15 protein-coding genes are annotated in these 16,446 nt (G+C 71.8%); 7 read left to right on the forward strand and 8 right to left on the reverse strand.

Annotated features, from left to right (window positions below):
* The first annotated feature begins 674 nt into the window (after positions 1–674).
* A complete protein-coding gene (locus M4486_RS08725) occupies positions 675–2,537 on the forward strand; it encodes an HNH endonuclease signature motif containing protein (protein ID WP_249480774.1) in 1,863 nt (620 codons plus the stop codon).
* Between the two features lie 177 nt (positions 2,538–2,714).
* Here the strand turns inward: M4486_RS08725 and M4486_RS08730 are convergent, their stop codons facing one another.
* Together M4486_RS08730 and M4486_RS08735 are read right to left on the reverse strand one after the other, a co-directional pair.
* A complete protein-coding gene (locus tag M4486_RS08730; protein ID WP_249480775.1) occupies positions 2,715–4,379 on the reverse strand; it encodes a sensor histidine kinase in 1,665 nt (554 codons plus the stop codon).
* Positions 4,376–5,113 carry a response regulator transcription factor gene (locus tag M4486_RS08735; RefSeq protein ID WP_249480776.1) on the reverse strand — a complete coding sequence of 246 codons (738 nt, stop codon included), beginning with the start codon at positions 5,111–5,113 and terminating at the stop codon, positions 4,376–4,378. Before M4486_RS08735 ends, M4486_RS08730 begins: the two co-directional genes overlap by 4 nt.
* A gap of 274 nt (positions 5,114–5,387) precedes the next feature.
* Here M4486_RS08735 and M4486_RS08740 point away from each other — a divergent pair, with 274 nt between their 5' ends.
* Complete coding sequence (locus tag M4486_RS08740) at positions 5,388–5,660, forward strand: 2Fe-2S iron-sulfur cluster-binding protein (RefSeq protein WP_249480777.1); 273 nt, start codon at positions 5,388–5,390, stop codon at positions 5,658–5,660.
* An 11-nt stretch (positions 5,661–5,671) separates the two neighbouring features.
* Here M4486_RS08740 and M4486_RS08745 read toward each other — a convergent pair whose 3' ends face one another.
* The 3 genes from M4486_RS08745 to M4486_RS08755 all read right to left on the reverse strand — a co-directional run bounded on the left by M4486_RS08745 (position 5,672) and on the right by M4486_RS08755 (position 8,834).
* Positions 5,672–5,914 carry a hypothetical protein gene (locus tag M4486_RS08745; RefSeq protein WP_249480778.1) on the reverse strand — a complete coding sequence of 81 codons (243 nt, stop codon included), beginning with the start codon at positions 5,912–5,914 and terminating at the stop codon, positions 5,672–5,674.
* Positions 5,915–6,095: 181 nt separating this feature from the next.
* The gene (locus tag M4486_RS08750; protein ID WP_249480779.1) at positions 6,096–7,970 is read right to left on the reverse strand and encodes an ABC transporter ATP-binding protein; all 1,875 of its coding nucleotides are present in this window, start codon (positions 7,968–7,970) and stop codon (positions 6,096–6,098) included.
* Positions 7,971–8,042: 72 nt separating this feature from the next.
* On the reverse strand, positions 8,043–8,834 hold the full coding sequence (locus tag M4486_RS08755) for an SDR family oxidoreductase (RefSeq protein ID WP_249480780.1): 792 nt from the start codon (positions 8,832–8,834) through the stop codon (positions 8,043–8,045).
* A gap of 62 nt (positions 8,835–8,896) precedes the next feature.
* Here M4486_RS08755 and M4486_RS08760 point away from each other — a divergent pair, with 62 nt between their 5' ends.
* Positions 8,897–9,571 carry an HAD-IA family hydrolase gene (locus tag M4486_RS08760; RefSeq protein WP_249480781.1) on the forward strand — a complete coding sequence of 225 codons (675 nt, stop codon included), beginning with the start codon at positions 8,897–8,899 and terminating at the stop codon, positions 9,569–9,571.
* Positions 9,572–9,589: 18 nt separating this feature from the next.
* Here M4486_RS08760 and M4486_RS08765 read toward each other — a convergent pair whose 3' ends face one another.
* The 3 genes from M4486_RS08765 to M4486_RS08775 all read right to left on the reverse strand — a co-directional run bounded on the left by M4486_RS08765 (position 9,590) and on the right by M4486_RS08775 (position 12,342).
* On the reverse strand, positions 9,590–10,549 hold the full coding sequence (locus M4486_RS08765; RefSeq protein WP_249480782.1) for a cation diffusion facilitator family transporter: 960 nt from the start codon (positions 10,547–10,549) through the stop codon (positions 9,590–9,592).
* Entirely contained in the window at positions 10,549–10,995 is a 447-nt protein-coding gene (locus M4486_RS08770; RefSeq protein WP_249480783.1) for an ArsR/SmtB family transcription factor, read from the reverse strand. The genes M4486_RS08765 and M4486_RS08770 overlap by 1 nt, the downstream gene beginning before the upstream one ends.
* 66 nt (positions 10,996–11,061) lie before the next feature.
* Positions 11,062–12,342 (reverse strand): dicarboxylate/amino acid:cation symporter, encoded by a 1,281-nt coding sequence (locus tag M4486_RS08775; protein WP_249480784.1) that lies wholly within the window; start codon positions 12,340–12,342, stop codon positions 11,062–11,064.
* Positions 12,343–12,449: 107 nt separating this feature from the next.
* Here M4486_RS08775 and M4486_RS08780 point away from each other — a divergent pair, with 107 nt between their 5' ends.
* From M4486_RS08780 to M4486_RS08795, 4 genes are all read left to right on the forward strand, one after another.
* Positions 12,450–13,244: an ABC transporter permease gene (locus M4486_RS08780; RefSeq protein ID WP_249480785.1), complete on the forward strand. Its 795-nt coding sequence runs from the start codon at positions 12,450–12,452 to the stop codon at positions 13,242–13,244.
* A complete protein-coding gene (locus M4486_RS08785) occupies positions 13,237–14,067 on the forward strand; it encodes an ABC transporter permease (RefSeq protein ID WP_249480786.1) in 831 nt (276 codons plus the stop codon). Before M4486_RS08780 ends, M4486_RS08785 begins: the two co-directional genes overlap by 8 nt.
* Positions 14,064–15,047, forward strand: coding sequence for an ABC transporter ATP-binding protein (locus M4486_RS08790; RefSeq protein ID WP_249480787.1), 984 nt, complete (start codon positions 14,064–14,066; stop codon positions 15,045–15,047). The genes M4486_RS08785 and M4486_RS08790 overlap by 4 nt, the downstream gene beginning before the upstream one ends.
* A 117-nt stretch (positions 15,048–15,164) precedes the next feature.
* A complete protein-coding gene (locus M4486_RS08795) occupies positions 15,165–16,433 on the forward strand; it encodes a hypothetical protein (RefSeq protein ID WP_249480788.1) in 1,269 nt (422 codons plus the stop codon).
* Positions 16,434–16,446 lie beyond the last annotated feature (13 nt).

Below are 16,446 nucleotides of genomic sequence, written 5' to 3' on the forward strand. Positions count from 1 at the left end.
CCCCTCCCCTGCCGACCTGCGGCGGGGCGGTGCGCGTGCGCGGTACCACCTCGGTTGACGCCCCGGAAGGCGTCCCCTCGTTCCTCAGCTGTGACGGGCTGGTCCCGGCGGGTTCTACTGGGCCGACGGCCCGCTCGCGCTGCGCGCTCGGGCCCTGACCGTTCTTCCCGCGGCTCGCCGGTGATGGCCGGGTCGATGCCGATGGGCGTCAGTCTACGTCGGGGCCGACGGACGGGTCACCGGGGTCCGCGGTGGAATCGGTCTCGTCGTGCGGTGGGGGCGGGTGGGCGTGCCGGTGCGGTGCGATGCCTCGGAGTGAGGGTTCGACTCGTGTCGCTCTCGACGTGCGTCGCGTTCTGGTGTCGCGTGCGCGTCTGCTCGGTATCCGTGGTTCCTCCACACGGGGGTGTTTTCCACGGGGTTATCCACTGCGGACGTGGCGGATGCGGAAGTGCAGGAAATGGTCGCGGGTTTATCCACTTTTTTGCCTGGGGTCTGGTTTTCTGGTGTGCGCCGGCATAGAATTGGACATATCGATCGGGCGTGAGGGATTGCGGCTTCACTGGTGAAGTCGTCGGGTTCGGTGACCGGTCTATCGATTCAGAGTTCTCGTGCCGCGCAGTCTCGCGCGGGGTCGTGGAATGCCGGGGAAGGGGGTGGGTGGTGTGAGTGCGGTGGAGCAGCCGGAGTCGCAGGGTCGTCTGGACCTGCCCGGGGAGCCGGCGGTCGAGTCGGCGTTCACGATCCTCGATGATCTGGAGAAGATGACCGAGCGTCAGCGCGAGGACATGCATGTCCACACGCCTCGCTTCGTCGCCGCACCCCCGGAGGGCGTCAAGCCTCTGTTCGTCGTGAAGGAATCCAAGAAGCCGGTGTGCAGGGATGTCGTGGCGCGCAGGGTGAAGGCGAGGCCGGATGCGGAGCTGACCGCGCAGGTCCGTGCCCTGTGGGATGAGGGTGTCGATGAGTCCTATGAACTCTCCCGGCGTTTCGTGGCCCTGGCGCCGTTCTGGGCGGGGCGCGAGGACATGGACGCCGACCCCTACGAGGTCGAGCAGCAGGACCTCATGGTCGCGGTGGCGATGCGCTGCACCCGCGGCCAGGCCGCCAAAGCCATCACCGACGCCCACCGGGCCGTGGACCTCCTCCCACGCTGCACCCAAGCCCTGGAGGCGGGGGAATTCCCTGCGGAATGGTTCCGGACCCTGTTGCGGCGCACCGCGGATTTCACCCCGGCGGAAATGGTGCTGGTGGATGTCACGGTCGCCTCGTGGTGTCTGGCGATCATGCCGAGAGTATTCACGAAATGCCTCGACCTGCTTGTGACGAAGATTCAGCAGCGACACCCGAAAGAACCCGAAGAAGTCTCCGCCACCCGCCGCCGCATGGTCCTGGACCCCGGAACTCTCGACGGCGTCGCGTCCCTGCGGATCATCGGCCCCGCCCCCGAGATCAAAGCCCTCGCCGGGAAGTTCGATCAGGCGGCGCGTGCGATCCAGAACGCCCAGCGCCACGCCCTGATGGAGGGCACCGAGATCCCCCTGGATCCGGATCGTCGGGTGGAGAACGAGGGCATGCCCCTGTCGCTCAACCTGATCCGCTACCACCTCGCCCACGCCGCGCAGCTCAACACCGGCGGCATCACCGTCCCGGAGGCACGGTTCCGGTTGAACGTCCTCGTTCCCTTCCTCACCCTGGTCGGCGGGGACGACGCACCGGGCGTGCTGGTGGACGGGACGCCGATTCCCGCGCAGATGGCCCGTGAGATCGCGGGCAAGAGCGAGGAATGGTTCCGAGTCCTCACGGATCCCTCGTCGGGTGAGTTCTTGCCCCGGCCTGCGGACAAGTACCGGCCGACTGCGGCGATGCTCGAACACCTGAGACTCCGCGGCCAATCCTGCGGCGTCCCCGGATGCGAACGCACAGCCTCCGTGGCCTCCGAAGCGGACCACATCGTCGAGTACAACCATGCGGACCCGGTGTGTGGTGGTCGGACGGCGGTGGAGAACCTGCACTTCCTGTGCTGGTTCCACCACGCGATGAAAACCGCCGGGCGACTCGACCCCATCCGCGTGGAGGCCGACGAGGCCCCGGCAGGGACCGCGGGCACGGTGTGGGAGATGCACGAACGCTTCCGCGTGTTCCGCGAGGACGACACCGACCTCCTCACCCCACAAGCCGTCGCCCAACTCGACGCCGTCTGGGACTCGACGCAACGCAGGCAAGACGACTACGAGCAGCAACGCGATGCCGAGGACGGAAGCAGCGCAGAGTCGCCGTCTCCCGATCCCGCTCGGCTGGACTCGCCCTGGCCGATCCGGCCCGGTGTCCCGGACCCGTGGCCACGCGTGGACATGGACCACGCCGGCGCCCCCGACCTCGAAGAAATCCCCGTCGAGAAACCCGTCAGGCGCAGGTACCAACCACTCCCGACCTTCCACTACGACGGCGACATCCCCATCAGCGCCACCACCCGAAAACCACGCAAACGCCAGGACCCGCCACCCAAGTTCGACCCCGGACCACCACCCTTCTGACCCCGGCGTGGCCGGCCTTCGCAAGGCATCCAGGTCAGAACCCCATCAGCAGCTCCACCCCCACCTGTAGAGGGGCACACCACCGTGCCCCTCTACAGGCACGCCCGCGAAATCAATCAGCGCCTCCGGGATCGGGTCCGCTCGTCGCCAGTCCGCGATCTACGACGAGGACTCCGCTCAGCGGGCGACGAGCGGCAGGCGCAGAATGAAAGCCGTCCGACCCGGCTCCGATTCCAGAGTGATCGAGCCGCCGTGCGCCTCGGCGATCGCCTTGACGATCGGCAGCCCCAGCCCCGTCGTCCCGTCCCCGCCCGAGCGGGCGGCATCCGCGCGGGTGAAGCGCTCGAAGACCCGGCCCGCGATCTCCGGCTCGATGCCGGGACCATCGTCGACCACCTCGAGGATGCCGACCCGACCCACCGCCCCTGAGGCGGCCGCCGAGCCGGGTCCGTCGGACCCCGACCCCGACCTCAGTCGCACAGCCACCGTCGTGCCCGCGGGAGTGTGCTTGCGGGCGTTGGACAGCAGGTTCACGATCACCTGCGACAGCTGGCGCGCATTGCCGAGCACCGTCACCGGCTCCTCCGGGACCTCGAGCACCCAGCGGTGCTCCGACGCGGTGACGCGCGCGTCCATCGCCGCATCGAGCACGAGCTCACCCAGGTCGGTCTCGGAGCGCTCGTCACGCGCGCCCTCGTCGAGGCGGGCCAGCAGCAGCAGGTCCTCCACGAGCGAGGTCATGCGCCGGGACTGCGCGTCCATGCGGTCCACCGACTGCTCGCCGCGATCGCTGAGGTCCTCCGTCATCCGCAGCATCTCGCTGTAGCCGCGGATCGCCGTGAGCGGGGTGCGCAGCTCATGGGACGCATCGGCGATGAAGCGTCGCATCGACTCCTCGCTGTGCTGGCGCGTCTCGAGCGCTCCCTCCACGTTGTCCAGCAGCAGGTTGAGGGCCCGCCCCACCTCGCCGGCCTCGGTCCCCGAATGGGAGATGCGCTCGTCGACCCGGTCCCCCAGGGCCACGTCGCCATGGGACAACGGCATGTCGGCCACCCGGCCGGCGACGGCGGAGACCTCCTCGAGGGGACGCAGCGTGCGCCGCACGATCAGCGATCCCGCCACCCCGCAGAGCGCGGTCGCGAGCACTCCCGCAGTCACCAGCGTGATGTCCAGCCGTGTCAGCGTGCTGTGGACCTGGGTGAGCGGCAGGCCGGTGACGATCACGGCGCCCGAGGCGTCGGTCGCGGTCATCACCCGGTACTGGCCGATGGAGAGCTTCACGTCCGCGTGCTCGTCGCTGTCCAGTCCCTTCGCGACGTCGGCGACCTCGGTGCGGTCCGAGGCGCCCAGCTGTTCGACCTGGCCGTCGGTGTCCCGCCACGCGGCGCTCACGACCTGGTCGTCCACGAGGATGGCGGCGAGCTCGAACTCGCCGCCGCCGGGGCCCGTGGCCTCGGCGTCCCCGCCATCGGCCTCGTCGGCCCCGGTCCCGCTCGTACCGCTGGTGCCGCTGGTGCTCCCCGTGCCGTTGGACCCGTCCTCGCCGTTCGTCGGCCCGTTGGGCGCGCCCGGACCGCCCGTGTCGCCGGCACGGTGGGCGGCACGGGTGAGCTGCGCGTCCAGCTGGCCCTCGAGCTGCCCGCGCACCGACACGTGCGTGACCGCCCCGACCAGCAGGCACAGCACCGCCACGGTGCTCACCAGCAGGATCACGAGCGTCGCGCGCAGCGACAGTCGATGCCGCCGCGGCGTCGCCGCGGGAGTCGGCGCGGCGGGCGCCAGGGGCGTGCGCGCCGGAGCGTGCGAGCGGGAGACGCTCGAGTTGCGGGAGGCGCGGGTCATGCGGGCTTGAGCATGTAGCCGGCGCCGCGGACCGTGCGGATCATCGGCTCGCGGCCCACGTCGATCTTCTTGCGCAGGTAGGAGACGTAGAGCTCGACGATGTTCGCCTGCCCGCCGAAGTCGTAGTTCCAGACCGCGTCGAGGATCTGCGCCTTGGAGAGCACGCGCTGCGGGTTCTCCATCAGGTACTGCAGCAGCTGGTACTGGGTCGCGGTCAGCGCGATCTCCTCGCCGCCGCGCGTGACCTCGTGGGTGTCCAGGTTCATCACCAGATCGCCGACGACGAGCTCGCTGCTCTGCGGGGACGTCGCCCCCGCGCGCTGCACCAGACGGTGCAGCCGCAGCAGCACCTCCTCCATCGTGAAGGGCTTGGTCACGTAGTCGTCGGCCCCGGAGGCGAGGCCCTGGACGCGGTCGGCCGGGGCGTCCATCGCGGTGAGCATGAGCGAGGGGACGTCGGGCTGCAGCGCGCGGATGCGGCGCAGCACCTCGAGGCCCTCGATGCCGGGGAGCATGCGGTCCAGCACCAGCACGTCGGGCCGCATCTCACGGGCCACACGCACGGCCTCGAGGCCGTCGCCCACGACCGTCGCCTCCCAGCCGATCATCTGCAGCGGGAAGCGCAGGAGGTCGGCGATGGTGGGCTCGTCCTCGACGACGAGCGCGCGGATCGGGGACCCGTCCGGGTGCGCCAGCGGCGGCAGCGCGGACAGCGCGGCGGGGGTGTTGGACATGTTCAGCTCCCGTTCGAGGTGGTGACACCGAGATTAGTCGTCCACGATCCGTCCGCACAGGCTCCGCGCCCCCGCCACAGCACACCGATCCGTCCCGCACAGCCCGCGCACAGCCCCGCGCGCAGCACTGCCCAGTCAGGAGGCGCCCGGTGAGAGCACGCTCACCACGCCTCGTGCGCGCGGGCGTGGGATGCTGGAGGGCGGGCCGGGCGCAGGCGCCGGCCGCGCGCACCGACCACCCGATCCACCCCACTCGATCCTTGGAGGAGCACCCATGGGCACGCTGGGCGAACCGTTCACCGCGAAGTGCCGGAAGTCCGGCACGACCGTGGAGGTCGACGGCGAGCACACGCTGCTGCAGGCGCTCCTGGACGCGGGCATCGACGTCGACTACTCGTGCGAGGGCGGAGTGTGCGGTACGTGCGTGCTGCCGCTGCTGGCCGGGGACGTCATCCACGAGGACGAGTTCCTCATGGAGGACGAGCGCGAGGAGCGGATGACCGTGTGCGTGTCCCGCGGGGTCGGCGAGATCGAGCTCGACGTCTGAGGGCCGACGGGTCAGGGCCGCCGCGGGCCCGCCACCACCCAGCCGATCGCGACGAGCAGCACAGACACCCCCGCCATCGCGATCGAGGCCGCGAGAGGCATCGTCGGGCCGCCGAGCAGGACCGTCATCAGCACCGCGAGCGCGACCATCACGATCGCCGTGAACACCGCCGGACGCCCGGCTCCGCGCGAGGCCGGCGCATCGCTCGAGGACAGCGTGTGCGAGGGGATCGTGCGCATCCTGCCCTGGTCCATGACCGTCTCCTGACGAGTGCTGTGCTGCCGTGCGGGGATCGCGCCGGTGCTACGCGAACACCCCTACTCTCCCCCGTCGTCCGCCGCTCCCGCATCCTTCGGACGGATGAATCCGGGCCATACCCGGGTCGTATCCGGGATGCCCCCGAGATGCCGACGGGGCAGACCCGGGACGGCAGGATCAGAACGGCAGGCTCGCGTCGCGGCGGGCGAGCTCGGCGAAGGGACCGTCCTGCACGAGGAGCTCCTCGAAGGTGCCGCGCTCGACGATGCGCCCCTTCTCGAGGACCACGATCTGGTCGGCGTCGCGGATCGTGGAGAGGCGGTGCGCGATCGAGATCGTGGTGCGGCCGCGGCTGAGCGCGGCGAGCGCGCCGCTCATCGCCTGCTCGGTGCGCACGTCCAGGGCGCTCGTGGCCTCGTCGAGGAGGAGCACGGGCGGGTCGCGCAGGATCGTGCGGGCGAGCGCGAGCCGCTGCTTCTCCCCGCCGGAGAATCGATAGCCGCGCTCCCCCACCGTGGTGCCGTACCCCTCGGGGAGGCTCGCGATGTGGTCGTGGATCTGCGCGATCCGGCACGCCCGCTCGAGCTCCTCGTCGCTCGCGTCGGGCGCGGCGAAGCGCAGGTTGTCGGCGATGCTCGCGTGCAGCAGGTAGGTCTCCTGGGTGACCACGCCGATGCAGTCGGAGACCGAGCGCAGAGTGAGGTCGCGCAGGTCGTGGCCGTCCAGGGTGACCGCACCGAGCGTCGGGTCGTACAGGCGCGCCATGAGGTAGCCGGTGGTGGTCTTGCCCGAGCCGGTCGCGCCGACGAGCGCCGTGTGCGTGCCGGCGGGGACCGTGAGGTCGATGCCGTGGAGGGTGAACGAGGGATCCTCGGGGTCGAGGACGGGACGGGTCGGGCCGTCGGCCCCGTCGGCCGCGTCGGTGTCAGATGCCCCGCCCGCGTCCTCGCCCGGGTAGCGGAAGGCCACGTGCTCGAGGCGGACCTCGCCGCGCACCGCGGCGGGATCCAGCGCGGTCGCGTTCTCGCGCTGGGTGATGGTCACGGGAGCATCGAGGTACTCGAAGACGCGGGTGAACAGCGCGAAGGACGAGTTCACCTGCGTGGCCACGCGCAGCAGCGAGTTGATCTGCGGGAACAGCCCCGACTGCAGGGCGATGAAGGCGACCAGGGTGCCGATGGTGACGCCGGGGACGTGCCCGAACAGCAGGTAGCCGCCCAGCAGGTAGGTGAGCGAGGGGATCACCGACATCAGCGTCGAGTAGAGGGCCATCTGCCAGCGGCCGGCCGTCGTCGAGGAGAGCCCCAGCTTGGCGAGACGCCCCGAGAGTCCCGTGAAATGGCCGGTGAGCGCGTCGGTGCGGCCCATCGTGGTGCCCAGCAGGATCCCCGAGACCGAGAGCGACTCCTGGATCGAGGCGGAGAGGTCGGCGGCGGTCTCCTGCTGGATGCGGGTGATCGCGCGGCGCCGCAGCCCCACCCGCCGGTTCATCCACACGGCGAGCGGGACGGTGATCACCGAGAACAGGGTGAGGCGCCAGTCCATCGCGAGCATCGCGACCACGGCCATCACGATCCCGGCGCTCGCGGAGACGATCTGGGTGACCACGCTCGTGACCACGGCCTGCATCGAGCCGATGTCGTTGAAGATGCGCGACTGCACCTCGCCGGTGCGCGTGCGGGTGAAGAAGCCCAGCCCCATCCGCTGCAGGTGCGAGAAGACGGCGACGCGCAGATCGTGCATGATCGCCTGGCCCACGCGCGTGGACAGCAGCGACTGCAGCACTCCCAGCACCGAGGAGATCGCGGTGACCGCGATCATCCCGGCCACGCACCAGGCGAGCAGGTCCAGCCGCTGGTCCGGCAGGGCGACGTCCACGACCTCGCGCACCAGGAAAGGCGAGACCACCCCGGTGGCGGCGGCGAGCGCGATGAGCACGAGCACGACCAGCAGGGTGCCGCGGTACGGGGTGAACAGGCGCAGGATCCGGCCGACGTCGGCGCGCTGCCCCGGCGCGAGGCGCCGCTCGTCGGCCCCGGGCATGGAGGCCATGCCGCGGACCCCGCCGCCGGGTCCGCCGGGGCCGCCGGGTCCGCCCGCCATGCTCATCGGGCGCCCGCGCCCTCAGAGACCCGCACGGCGCGCCACCTTGTGCTGCGCCGCCTGCGCGAGCGGGCGGACGGTGACGAGATCGAGGTTCACGTGGTGCGGGGCGTTCAGGGCGTAGGAGATGACGTCGGCGCAGTCCTCGGCGGTGAGCGGCTGCTCGACGCCGTCGTAGACCTTCTCGGCCCGCTCCGTGTCGCCCAGGCGGACCAGGGAGAACTCCTCGGTGCGGACCATGCCGGGTGCGATCTCGATGACGCGGATCGGTGCGCCGTTGAGCTCGAGGCGCAGGGCGGAGGCGAGCATGTGCTCCCCCGCCTTGGCGGCGTTGTAGCCGGCGCCTCCCTCGTAGGCGCCCTGGGCGGCCGTCGAGGAGAGCACGAGCACGTCGCCGCGGCCGCTCGCGTGCAGGGCGGGCAGCAGCTCGCGGGTGACCCGAGCGGCGCCGAGCACGTTGACCTCGTACATCCGCTGCCAGGCGTCGAGGTCCGCCTCCGCCACGGGCTCCTGCCCGAAGGCGCCGCCCGCGACGTTCACGACCGCGTTCAGGCGCCCGTCGAACAGCTCGTCGACGCGGGCCACGAGGGCGGCCACCGAGTCGTCGTCCGTGACGTCGACGGCGAGGGTCTCGCAGCCGGACTCCTCGGCGAGGGATGCCAGCCGGTCCTCGCGGCGGGCGACGGCGAGCACGCGCCAGCCGTCGGCGGCGAGGCGCACGGCGCTCGCGCGGCCGATGCCCGAGGAGGCGCCCGTGACCACGGCGGTGAGAGGGGCGGCGGAGGATGCAGAGGAGGAAGCGGTGGAGGTCATGGCCCCGAGGATACGGGCCGGACGGATGCGCGCAGGGCCGTGTTCCGCGAGAGGATGGGGTCATGACCTCGCCCGTCCGCACCGACTCCCCCGCGCTGCTGCGCCCCGTCGTCCTCTTCGACCTGGACGGGACGCTCGTGGACACCGTGGGCCTCATCGTCGACTCCTACGCGCACGTGTTCGAGCGCTTCGGGATCGCGGGCATCGAGGAGGCGGAGGTGCGCAGCTGGATCGGGCTCGCCCTCGAGGAGACCTTCGAGGCGCTGGATCCGCAGCGCGCGCCGGCGATGGCCGAGGCCTATCGCAAGTTCAACGTGGGCCACCACGACGAGCGGATCGCCCCGTACCTCGGGGCCGACGCCCATGTGGGCGCGCTCCTCGACGCCGGGGCCGACGTGGGCGTGGTGACCTCGAAGGGCTCCGAGCTCGCCCGGCGCGGCCTCGCGGCGACCGCGATGCCCTCGATCGACGTGGTGATCGGCAAGGAGCACACGCTCGCCCACAAGCCCGACCCCGCCCCGCTGCGGCACGCGCTCGAGGTGCTCGGCGCGCGCGCCGAGGACGCCGTCTACGTGGGCGACGCGGCGACCGATCTGCAGGCCGCGCACGCCGCGGGCATGGCGGCCGTGGGCGTCACCTGGGGCGCGGGCACGCGGCCGGCGCTCGAGGCGCAGGGCCCGCTCGCCGTCGTCGATTCCTTCGCGGAGCTCACCCTGCTGCTCGCGCCCGGGCGCTGACCTCGCGGACCTCCGAGGTCACCAGGTGGTCTCCTGATCGGTGCGGTGGTCCTCGGGCTCGATCTGCAGCGTGCAGTGGTCCAGGCCGTGGCGCTCGCGGAGCATCGACTCGGCCGCGTCGAGCACGGCGTGGCCGTCGGCCCCCTCGCGCACCCGCAGGTGCACGGTGAGCACGTCCATCCCGGAGGTGACCGTCCACAGGTGCAGGTCGTGCACGTCGGTGACGCCCGGGACGGCGCGCAGGTCCTCCCCCACGGACCCGGGGTCCAGATGCCGCGGGGTCTCCTGGCCCAGCACCGAGAGGACCTCGCGGCCCAGGATCAGCGCGCGCAGCGCGACGAACACGCCGATCGCGAGGGCGATGGCGGTGTCCCAGAGCGTGCTCCCGGTCGCGCCCACGAGGATCGCGGCCGCGACCACGCCGACCGAGCCGATGGTGTCGGCGAGGACCTCGAGATAGGCGCCCTTGACGTTGAGGCTCTCCTGCGCGCCCGCCCGCAGCAGCCGCATCACCGCGAGGTTCACGACCAGTCCGAGCGCGCCCACCACGAGCATGGGCACCGAGTCGACGTGCGCGCCGTCCGCTCCCGCACCGATCCGGCCGATCGCCTCGAGGACCACGAAGACCGAGACGCCCAGCATCACGAGGACGGCGAGCAGGGAGGCGAACACCTCGAGGCGGTAGCTGCCGAAGCTGCGCCTGCCCGTGCGGTCGGGCCGGGCGGCGAGCACGGTCGCCCCGAGCGCGGCGGCGAGGGTGAGGACGTCGGCCGCCATGTGCCCCGCGTCCGAGAGCAGCGCGAGGGAGCCCGTGAGCAGCGCGGTGACCAGTTCGACGACGAAGAAGCCGCCGATCAGCACGAGCGCCCACGCCAGGCGGCGCCGGTGCTTCCCGCCCGCGCTCAGCGCCTGCGCGGCCGAGGCGTGGGAATGGGAGTGTGCTGCCCCGTGCGACCCGCCGTGCTCGTCGGCCCCCATCAGGCGCCGCCCCCTCCGGCCGCGGTGATCTCGGGATGCGTCTGCTCGGTGTGCGCGGTGTGGGCGACCGCGAGGTCCAGGAGCATCCGCACGTGCGGATCGTCCAGCCGGTAGAACATGCGCCGCCCGTCGCGGCGGGTGGCGACCACGCGATGGGCGCGCAGCAGCTTGAGCGCATGGGAGGTCGAGGAGTCCGACTGCCCCGTGAGCGCGGCGAGGTCGTGCACGCACAGCTCCCCCTCGAGCAGGGCGAGCAGGAGGGTGAGACGGTTGGGGTCCCCGAGCAGGGAGAACACGTCGGCCGTGTCGGCCACGTCGCGGGGGCGCGGCAGGTGCTCGGCGGCGAGCGCGACGCGCCCGGCGTCCACGACGTCGCTCGCGCAGCCCTCCGCGGGCTCAGCGCTCTCCGCGAGCTCCGGGGTCTGCACATATGACGATGTGTTCATACGTTCAGGGTAGGTCCACGGCGAAGAAGCGGTCAAGGGATGCCAGCGCGGCGGCGCCGGCCCCTCTCAGACCCCTGCGAGCTCGACCCCGTCGTCGGCCTCCAGGTCCCCGGAGACGCGCCCGCGGGCGAGGCGGGAGACGAGCGCGGCGATCGCGCCGTCGCCGGTGACGTTCGTGGCGGTGCCGAAGGAGTCGATCGCGATGTAGGAGGCGATCATGAGACCGACGGCGGCCTCGCCGAAGCCGAGCATCGACGAGAGGATCCCGGCGGCGGCCATGATCGCTCCCCCGGGCACGCCCGGCGCGGCGATCATGACGATCCCGAGCATGAGCACGAAGCCCACGAGCTTCGCAGGATCCAGCGGCATCCCGGTGACCACCATGATCGCGACGGCGAAGGAGGTGATCTTGAGCGTCGAGCCGGCGAGGTGGATCGTCGCGCACAGCGGGACCACGAAGTCGGCGATCGGAGCCGCCACCCCGTTGCGCTTGGTGCACTGGAGCGTCACGGGGATCGTCGCGGCCGACGAGCTGGTGCCGAGCGCCGTCGCGTAGGCGGGGAGCATCCTCCACAGCATCTTCAGGGGATTGCGGCGCATCGCCCAGCCGGCCACGCAGTACTGGGCGAGCAGCACGATCACCGTGAGGACGAAGACCATGAGCACGACCGCGAGGAACGTGCCGATGACGGTCCAGATCTGCCCGTTCATGGTCAGGCCCAGGAACATCCCGAAGATATAGATCGGCAGCAGCGGGATGATGATCGCCTCGATCGTGCGCACCACGATCGTGCGCAGCTGCTCGAAGGACTCCTGCAGCGCCCCGCGGCGCACCAGCGTCAGCCCGATCCCGAGGCAGAAGGCGAGGATGAGCGCGGTCATCACCTCGAAGACGGGCGGCATCTCGATCGTGAAGTACGGGGCGATCGCCGAGTCCTCGGGGTTCTCCAGGGTCCCCACGCTCGCGCCGGCGAGCATGCGCGGGAGCAGCAGGGCGGAGACGGCGAGCGCGAGCAGCCCGCACAGGATCGTCGAGATGTAGGCGATGCCCGCGGTGAGGGCGAGCATCCTCCCCGCCCCGCGGCCCAGCTCGCCGATCGCCGGGGTCACGAGCCCCACGATGATCAGCGGGATGAGGAACTCCAGGAAGGCGGAGAACAGCCCGTTGAAGGTGGTGAACACGCGCGCGAGTGCCTCGGGCATCACCAGGCCCAGGAGGATGCCCAGCACGATCGCGACCACGATCCGCGGCAGCAGGCCGAAGCGGGGCCGACGGCGGGAGGGAGCGGCGGGCTCGCCGTCGACGGGCGCGGGAGCGGCGGGCGGGGTGTCGGCAGGAGGAGTCATCGATCATCCGGTTCGTCGGGGGAAGAGGGATCGGCACAGGGTACCGATCCGCACCGCTTTCCCCGAACCCCTCCCGCGCGCGTCGGCCGCACCCTAGACTCGCGCGGGTGCTCGCCTTCTGGAGGATCCTCGCCGCCTCCTTCCGGCAGTACTCCACCTACCGCGTCGCCACCGTCGCCGGAGTGTTCACCAACTCCGTGTTCGGCCTGATCCGCGCCTCGATCCTGCTGGCCGCGGTCTCCACCGCCGGGGGCGAGCTGCGCGGCTACGACGCCCTGCAGGCCGCGACCTACGTGTGGCTGGGCCAGGCGCTGCTGGCCCCCGTCGAGGCCTTCGGCACCCGGGAGGTCGCCGAGCGCGTCCACCAGGGCGACGTCGCCATCGACCTGCTGCGGCCCCTCGGGTTCCTCCGGCTCCAGTACGCGCAGAAGCTGGGCCGCTCCGCCTTCCTGCTGCTCGCCCGTGGGATCCCGCCGATGCTCGTGGGCGCGGCGCTCACGGGCATCTCCCTGCCGACGGACCCCGTGGCCTGGCTGCTCGGACTGCTCGCGATCCTGCTCGCGATCACCGTCGCCTTCCTCGCGGACATGCTGGTGAACCTCGCGGCGTTCTGGATCCTGCAGACCCGCGGGCTCACCGTCGTCTACACGGCCGTGATGAACCTGCTCTCCGGATTCCTCATCCCCATCGCCTGGTTCCCCGACTGGCTGATCGCCCTCACCCGCGCGACCCCGTTCCCCGCCATGGTGCAGACCCCGATCGACGTGCTCTCGGCGCGCGTGAGCACGGCCGAGGCCCTCCCCGAGATCGGCGTGCAGGCGCTGTGGGCGGGCGTCCTCGCCCTGGCCGCCTGGGCGATGCTGCAGCGCGGGATCCGCTCGCTGGAGGTGCAGGGTGGCTGAGAGGACCCCGTCGGCCCGTCCCGGCTCGACCCTGCGGATGGTGGCGACGCTCTACGGCTCGCGGATCCGCTCCCAGGCCTCGTTCCGCACGAGCTTCCTCATGGACCTGCTGGGCCAGGTGCTCATCGTGGGCACCGAGTTCCTCGAGCTGTGGGTGATCCTCTCCCAGGTCGACGTGCTGGGCGGGATGACGCTTCCGCAGGTCGCCGTGGTCTACGGGCTCGGAGCCCTCGCCTTCGGGATCGCCGACATGCTGTTCGGCGAGATCGACGGGCTCTCCACGGCGATCCGCTCCGGGACGCTCGAGACCCTCATGATCCGCCCCGTGCCGATGCTGCTGCAGATCTCGAGCCTCGACCTCTCCCTGCGCCGGCTGGGCCGGATCGCCGTCGGCATCGCGATGACCGTGACGGCGCTCGCGATCGCGGGCTTCTCCCCCACCCCGCAGACGCTCGCGCTGCTGGTGATCGCGCCGCTCGCGGGCGCCGCGATCATGGGCGCCCTGTTCACGATGGCCGGAGCCATGCAGTTCTGGCTCGTGGACGGCCGCGAGTTCGCGAACGCGTTCACCTACGGCGGCAACTACGTGGCCACGAACCCCGGGGCGGTGTTCCCGCTGCCCCTGCGGGCATTCTTCACCTTCGTGATCCCGACGACCCTCGTCGCCTACACCCCGACCCTCGCCCTGCTGGACCTGCCCGGCCCGCCGCTGCTGCCGCAGTGGACGGGCTGGCTGGGCCTGCCGGTCGCGGTCCTCACCTGGATCCTCGCCGCGCTGCTCTGGCGCGCGGGGGTCCGTCGCTACACAGGAGCCGGCGGATGACGATCCATGACACGACCCAGCCCGCGATCGACCTGCGCGCCCTGCGCCGGGACTACGTGGTGCGCTCGGGACCGCTGGGCCGACGCGCCCGCAGGGTCGTGCGCGCCGTCGACGACGTGACCCTGCAGGTGCAGTCCGGGGAGGCGGTCGGCTTCGTGGGCGCGAACGGTGCCGGGAAGTCCACGACCATCAAGATGATGACCGGCATCCTCCAGCCCACCTCCGGCGACGTGCGGGTGCTGGGTCGGCGCCCCGTCGCCGAGCGCCGACGCCTCGCCCGGGAGATCGGCGTGGTCTTCGGCCAGCGCTCCCAGCTCTGGTGGGACCTCCCCCTGCGCGACTCCTTCCGGATCCTGGGGGCGATGCACCGCCTGAGCGAGGCCGAGCGCGTGCGGCGCCTGGGGCGACTCGTCGAGGGGCTCGACCTCGAGGGATTCCTCGACCGGCCGGTGCGCCAGCTCTCGCTCGGCCAGCGGATGCGCGGCGAGGTCGCGGCCTCGCTGCTGCACTCCCCGCGCCTCGTCATCCTCGACGAGCCGACGATCGGCCTGGACATGATCTCCAAGGAGGGGCTGCGCCGCTTCCTGCGCGAGGACCGCGACGAGCGCGGCACCACCCTGTTCCTCACCACGCACGACATGGGCGACGTGGAGCGGCTGTGCGAGCGGATCGTCGTGGTCAACTCCGGCACGGTCGCCTTCGACGGTCCCCTCGCCGGCTTCCGCGAGTCCCTCGGCGCGCCCCGCGAGCTCGTCGTCGATCTCGCCGCGCCGCGGGAGGCGCTCGCCCTCCCTCCCGAGGCCGAGGTGCTCGCGGTCGAGGCCGACGGGATCCGCCATCGCGTCGCCTTCCGCGGCAGCGAGATGACGGTGCCCGCCCTGCTCTCGGCGATCGGCGCGCAGGCCGAGATCGCCGATCTCTCCCTCGCCGAGCCCGCGATCGAGGACCTCGTGCGGGAGATCTACGCCCGGGGCCGGTGAGAGCGGCGGGCGACGGGCCGCGCTGCCACGTATCCTCGCTGCGGGCCCGCCCGTCGGCCCTGTCGCACCCCGAAGCATCCATCCGCAGCACCCACCCGCAGCGAGCGAGGAGAGCACATGAGCCCCGCCACCCCGTCCGTCGGCCGGATGATCTCGAGCGGTCTGGACGCCGTGCCGAAGATGCTCCGCCACGACTCCCCGCGCACCCGCCACGAGGCGATGGCGCGAGGGATGCTCGACCACGTGCTGCGCGACCGCCGTGCGCGCCGGCAGTTCGCCCGCCGCATCGCCGACGTCTCCGGCTCCGTCCCCGCCTTCCGCACCACCACCCGCAGCGCGGCCGACGCCTTCGACCTGGTGGGCCAGTCGCCCTCGACCGGCTCCTCCGAGATCCTCGCGGTCAAGCTCGTGATCGACGGGGACCTCTCCGAGGAGCGTCTGCGGTCCCTGCTGGACTCCCTCGAGAGGACCCCGGGCAGCCGCCTGCTGCTCATCGTGCCGCGCTCGCGCCGGTCCGCCGTGCGCGAGGTCGACGACCCCACGGGCCGCATCCGCATGGTGACCTGGGCGCAGGTCGCCAAGCGGCTCGTGCCGCACGACCCCGAGAGCGCCGAGCTGTGGACCTCTCTCGCCGAGTTCGGCGAGAACCAGGCCGTCGAGGACGCCCAGCAGCCCGTCGCGCCGAAGGTCCTGCTCGACGAGGAGGTCACCACCGAGCTGCGCGACCACCTGCGCTCGATGCTGCTCATCAGCGACGAGCTCATCCATCGCGCGCCGCGCTTCTCCTCCTCGCGCAGCCACCCGCGGGCGTGGCTGCACGCGGGCGGGAGCGGCAACGACCTCGGCGTCGAGTTCGACGCCGTCGAGGACGGCTCGGCGATCTGGCTCGTCGGCTCCCGCCCCCAGCGGTCCTTCCCGCTGGAGATCGGGGCGCTCGGCAACGACGAGGAGCGCGAGGCCGCGATCGCCCGCCTGCGCGCGATCGCCTCCCGCCCCGACTGGCGCTACGACGCGGACCTCACCTTCGAGCCCGACTCCTACATCGGCACCCCGGCCTCCCGGAAGCTCGAGGACGCCCGCGCCCTGCTCTGGGAGGTCCTCGACCCGGGCCGTCTCGAGGCGAGCGGCTTCCCGCTGGTCCCCCGCCAGCAGCCCGACATGACCGCGGACCGCCTCTCGGTGCGCGTGCACGCCCCGTCGATCCCGCGCTCGGGCACCTTCCTCGTCTCGATCGGCGGCTCGAGCACCTGGCGCACCCTGCTGCCGCGCGTCACCCGCGAGTACGACCACCGCACCTACGTCGTGCAGGCCAAGAAGTCCGACTCCGTCCAGGACCTCGTCACGAGCGTCCACGAGGCCCTGCACTCGCTCGCGACCAAGCCCTGAGCGCGGCTCCGGG

This window comes from Brachybacterium kimchii (genome assembly GCF_023373525.1).
In the GTDB taxonomy this organism is placed as follows: Bacteria; Actinomycetota; Actinomycetes; order Actinomycetales; family Dermabacteraceae; genus Brachybacterium; species Brachybacterium kimchii.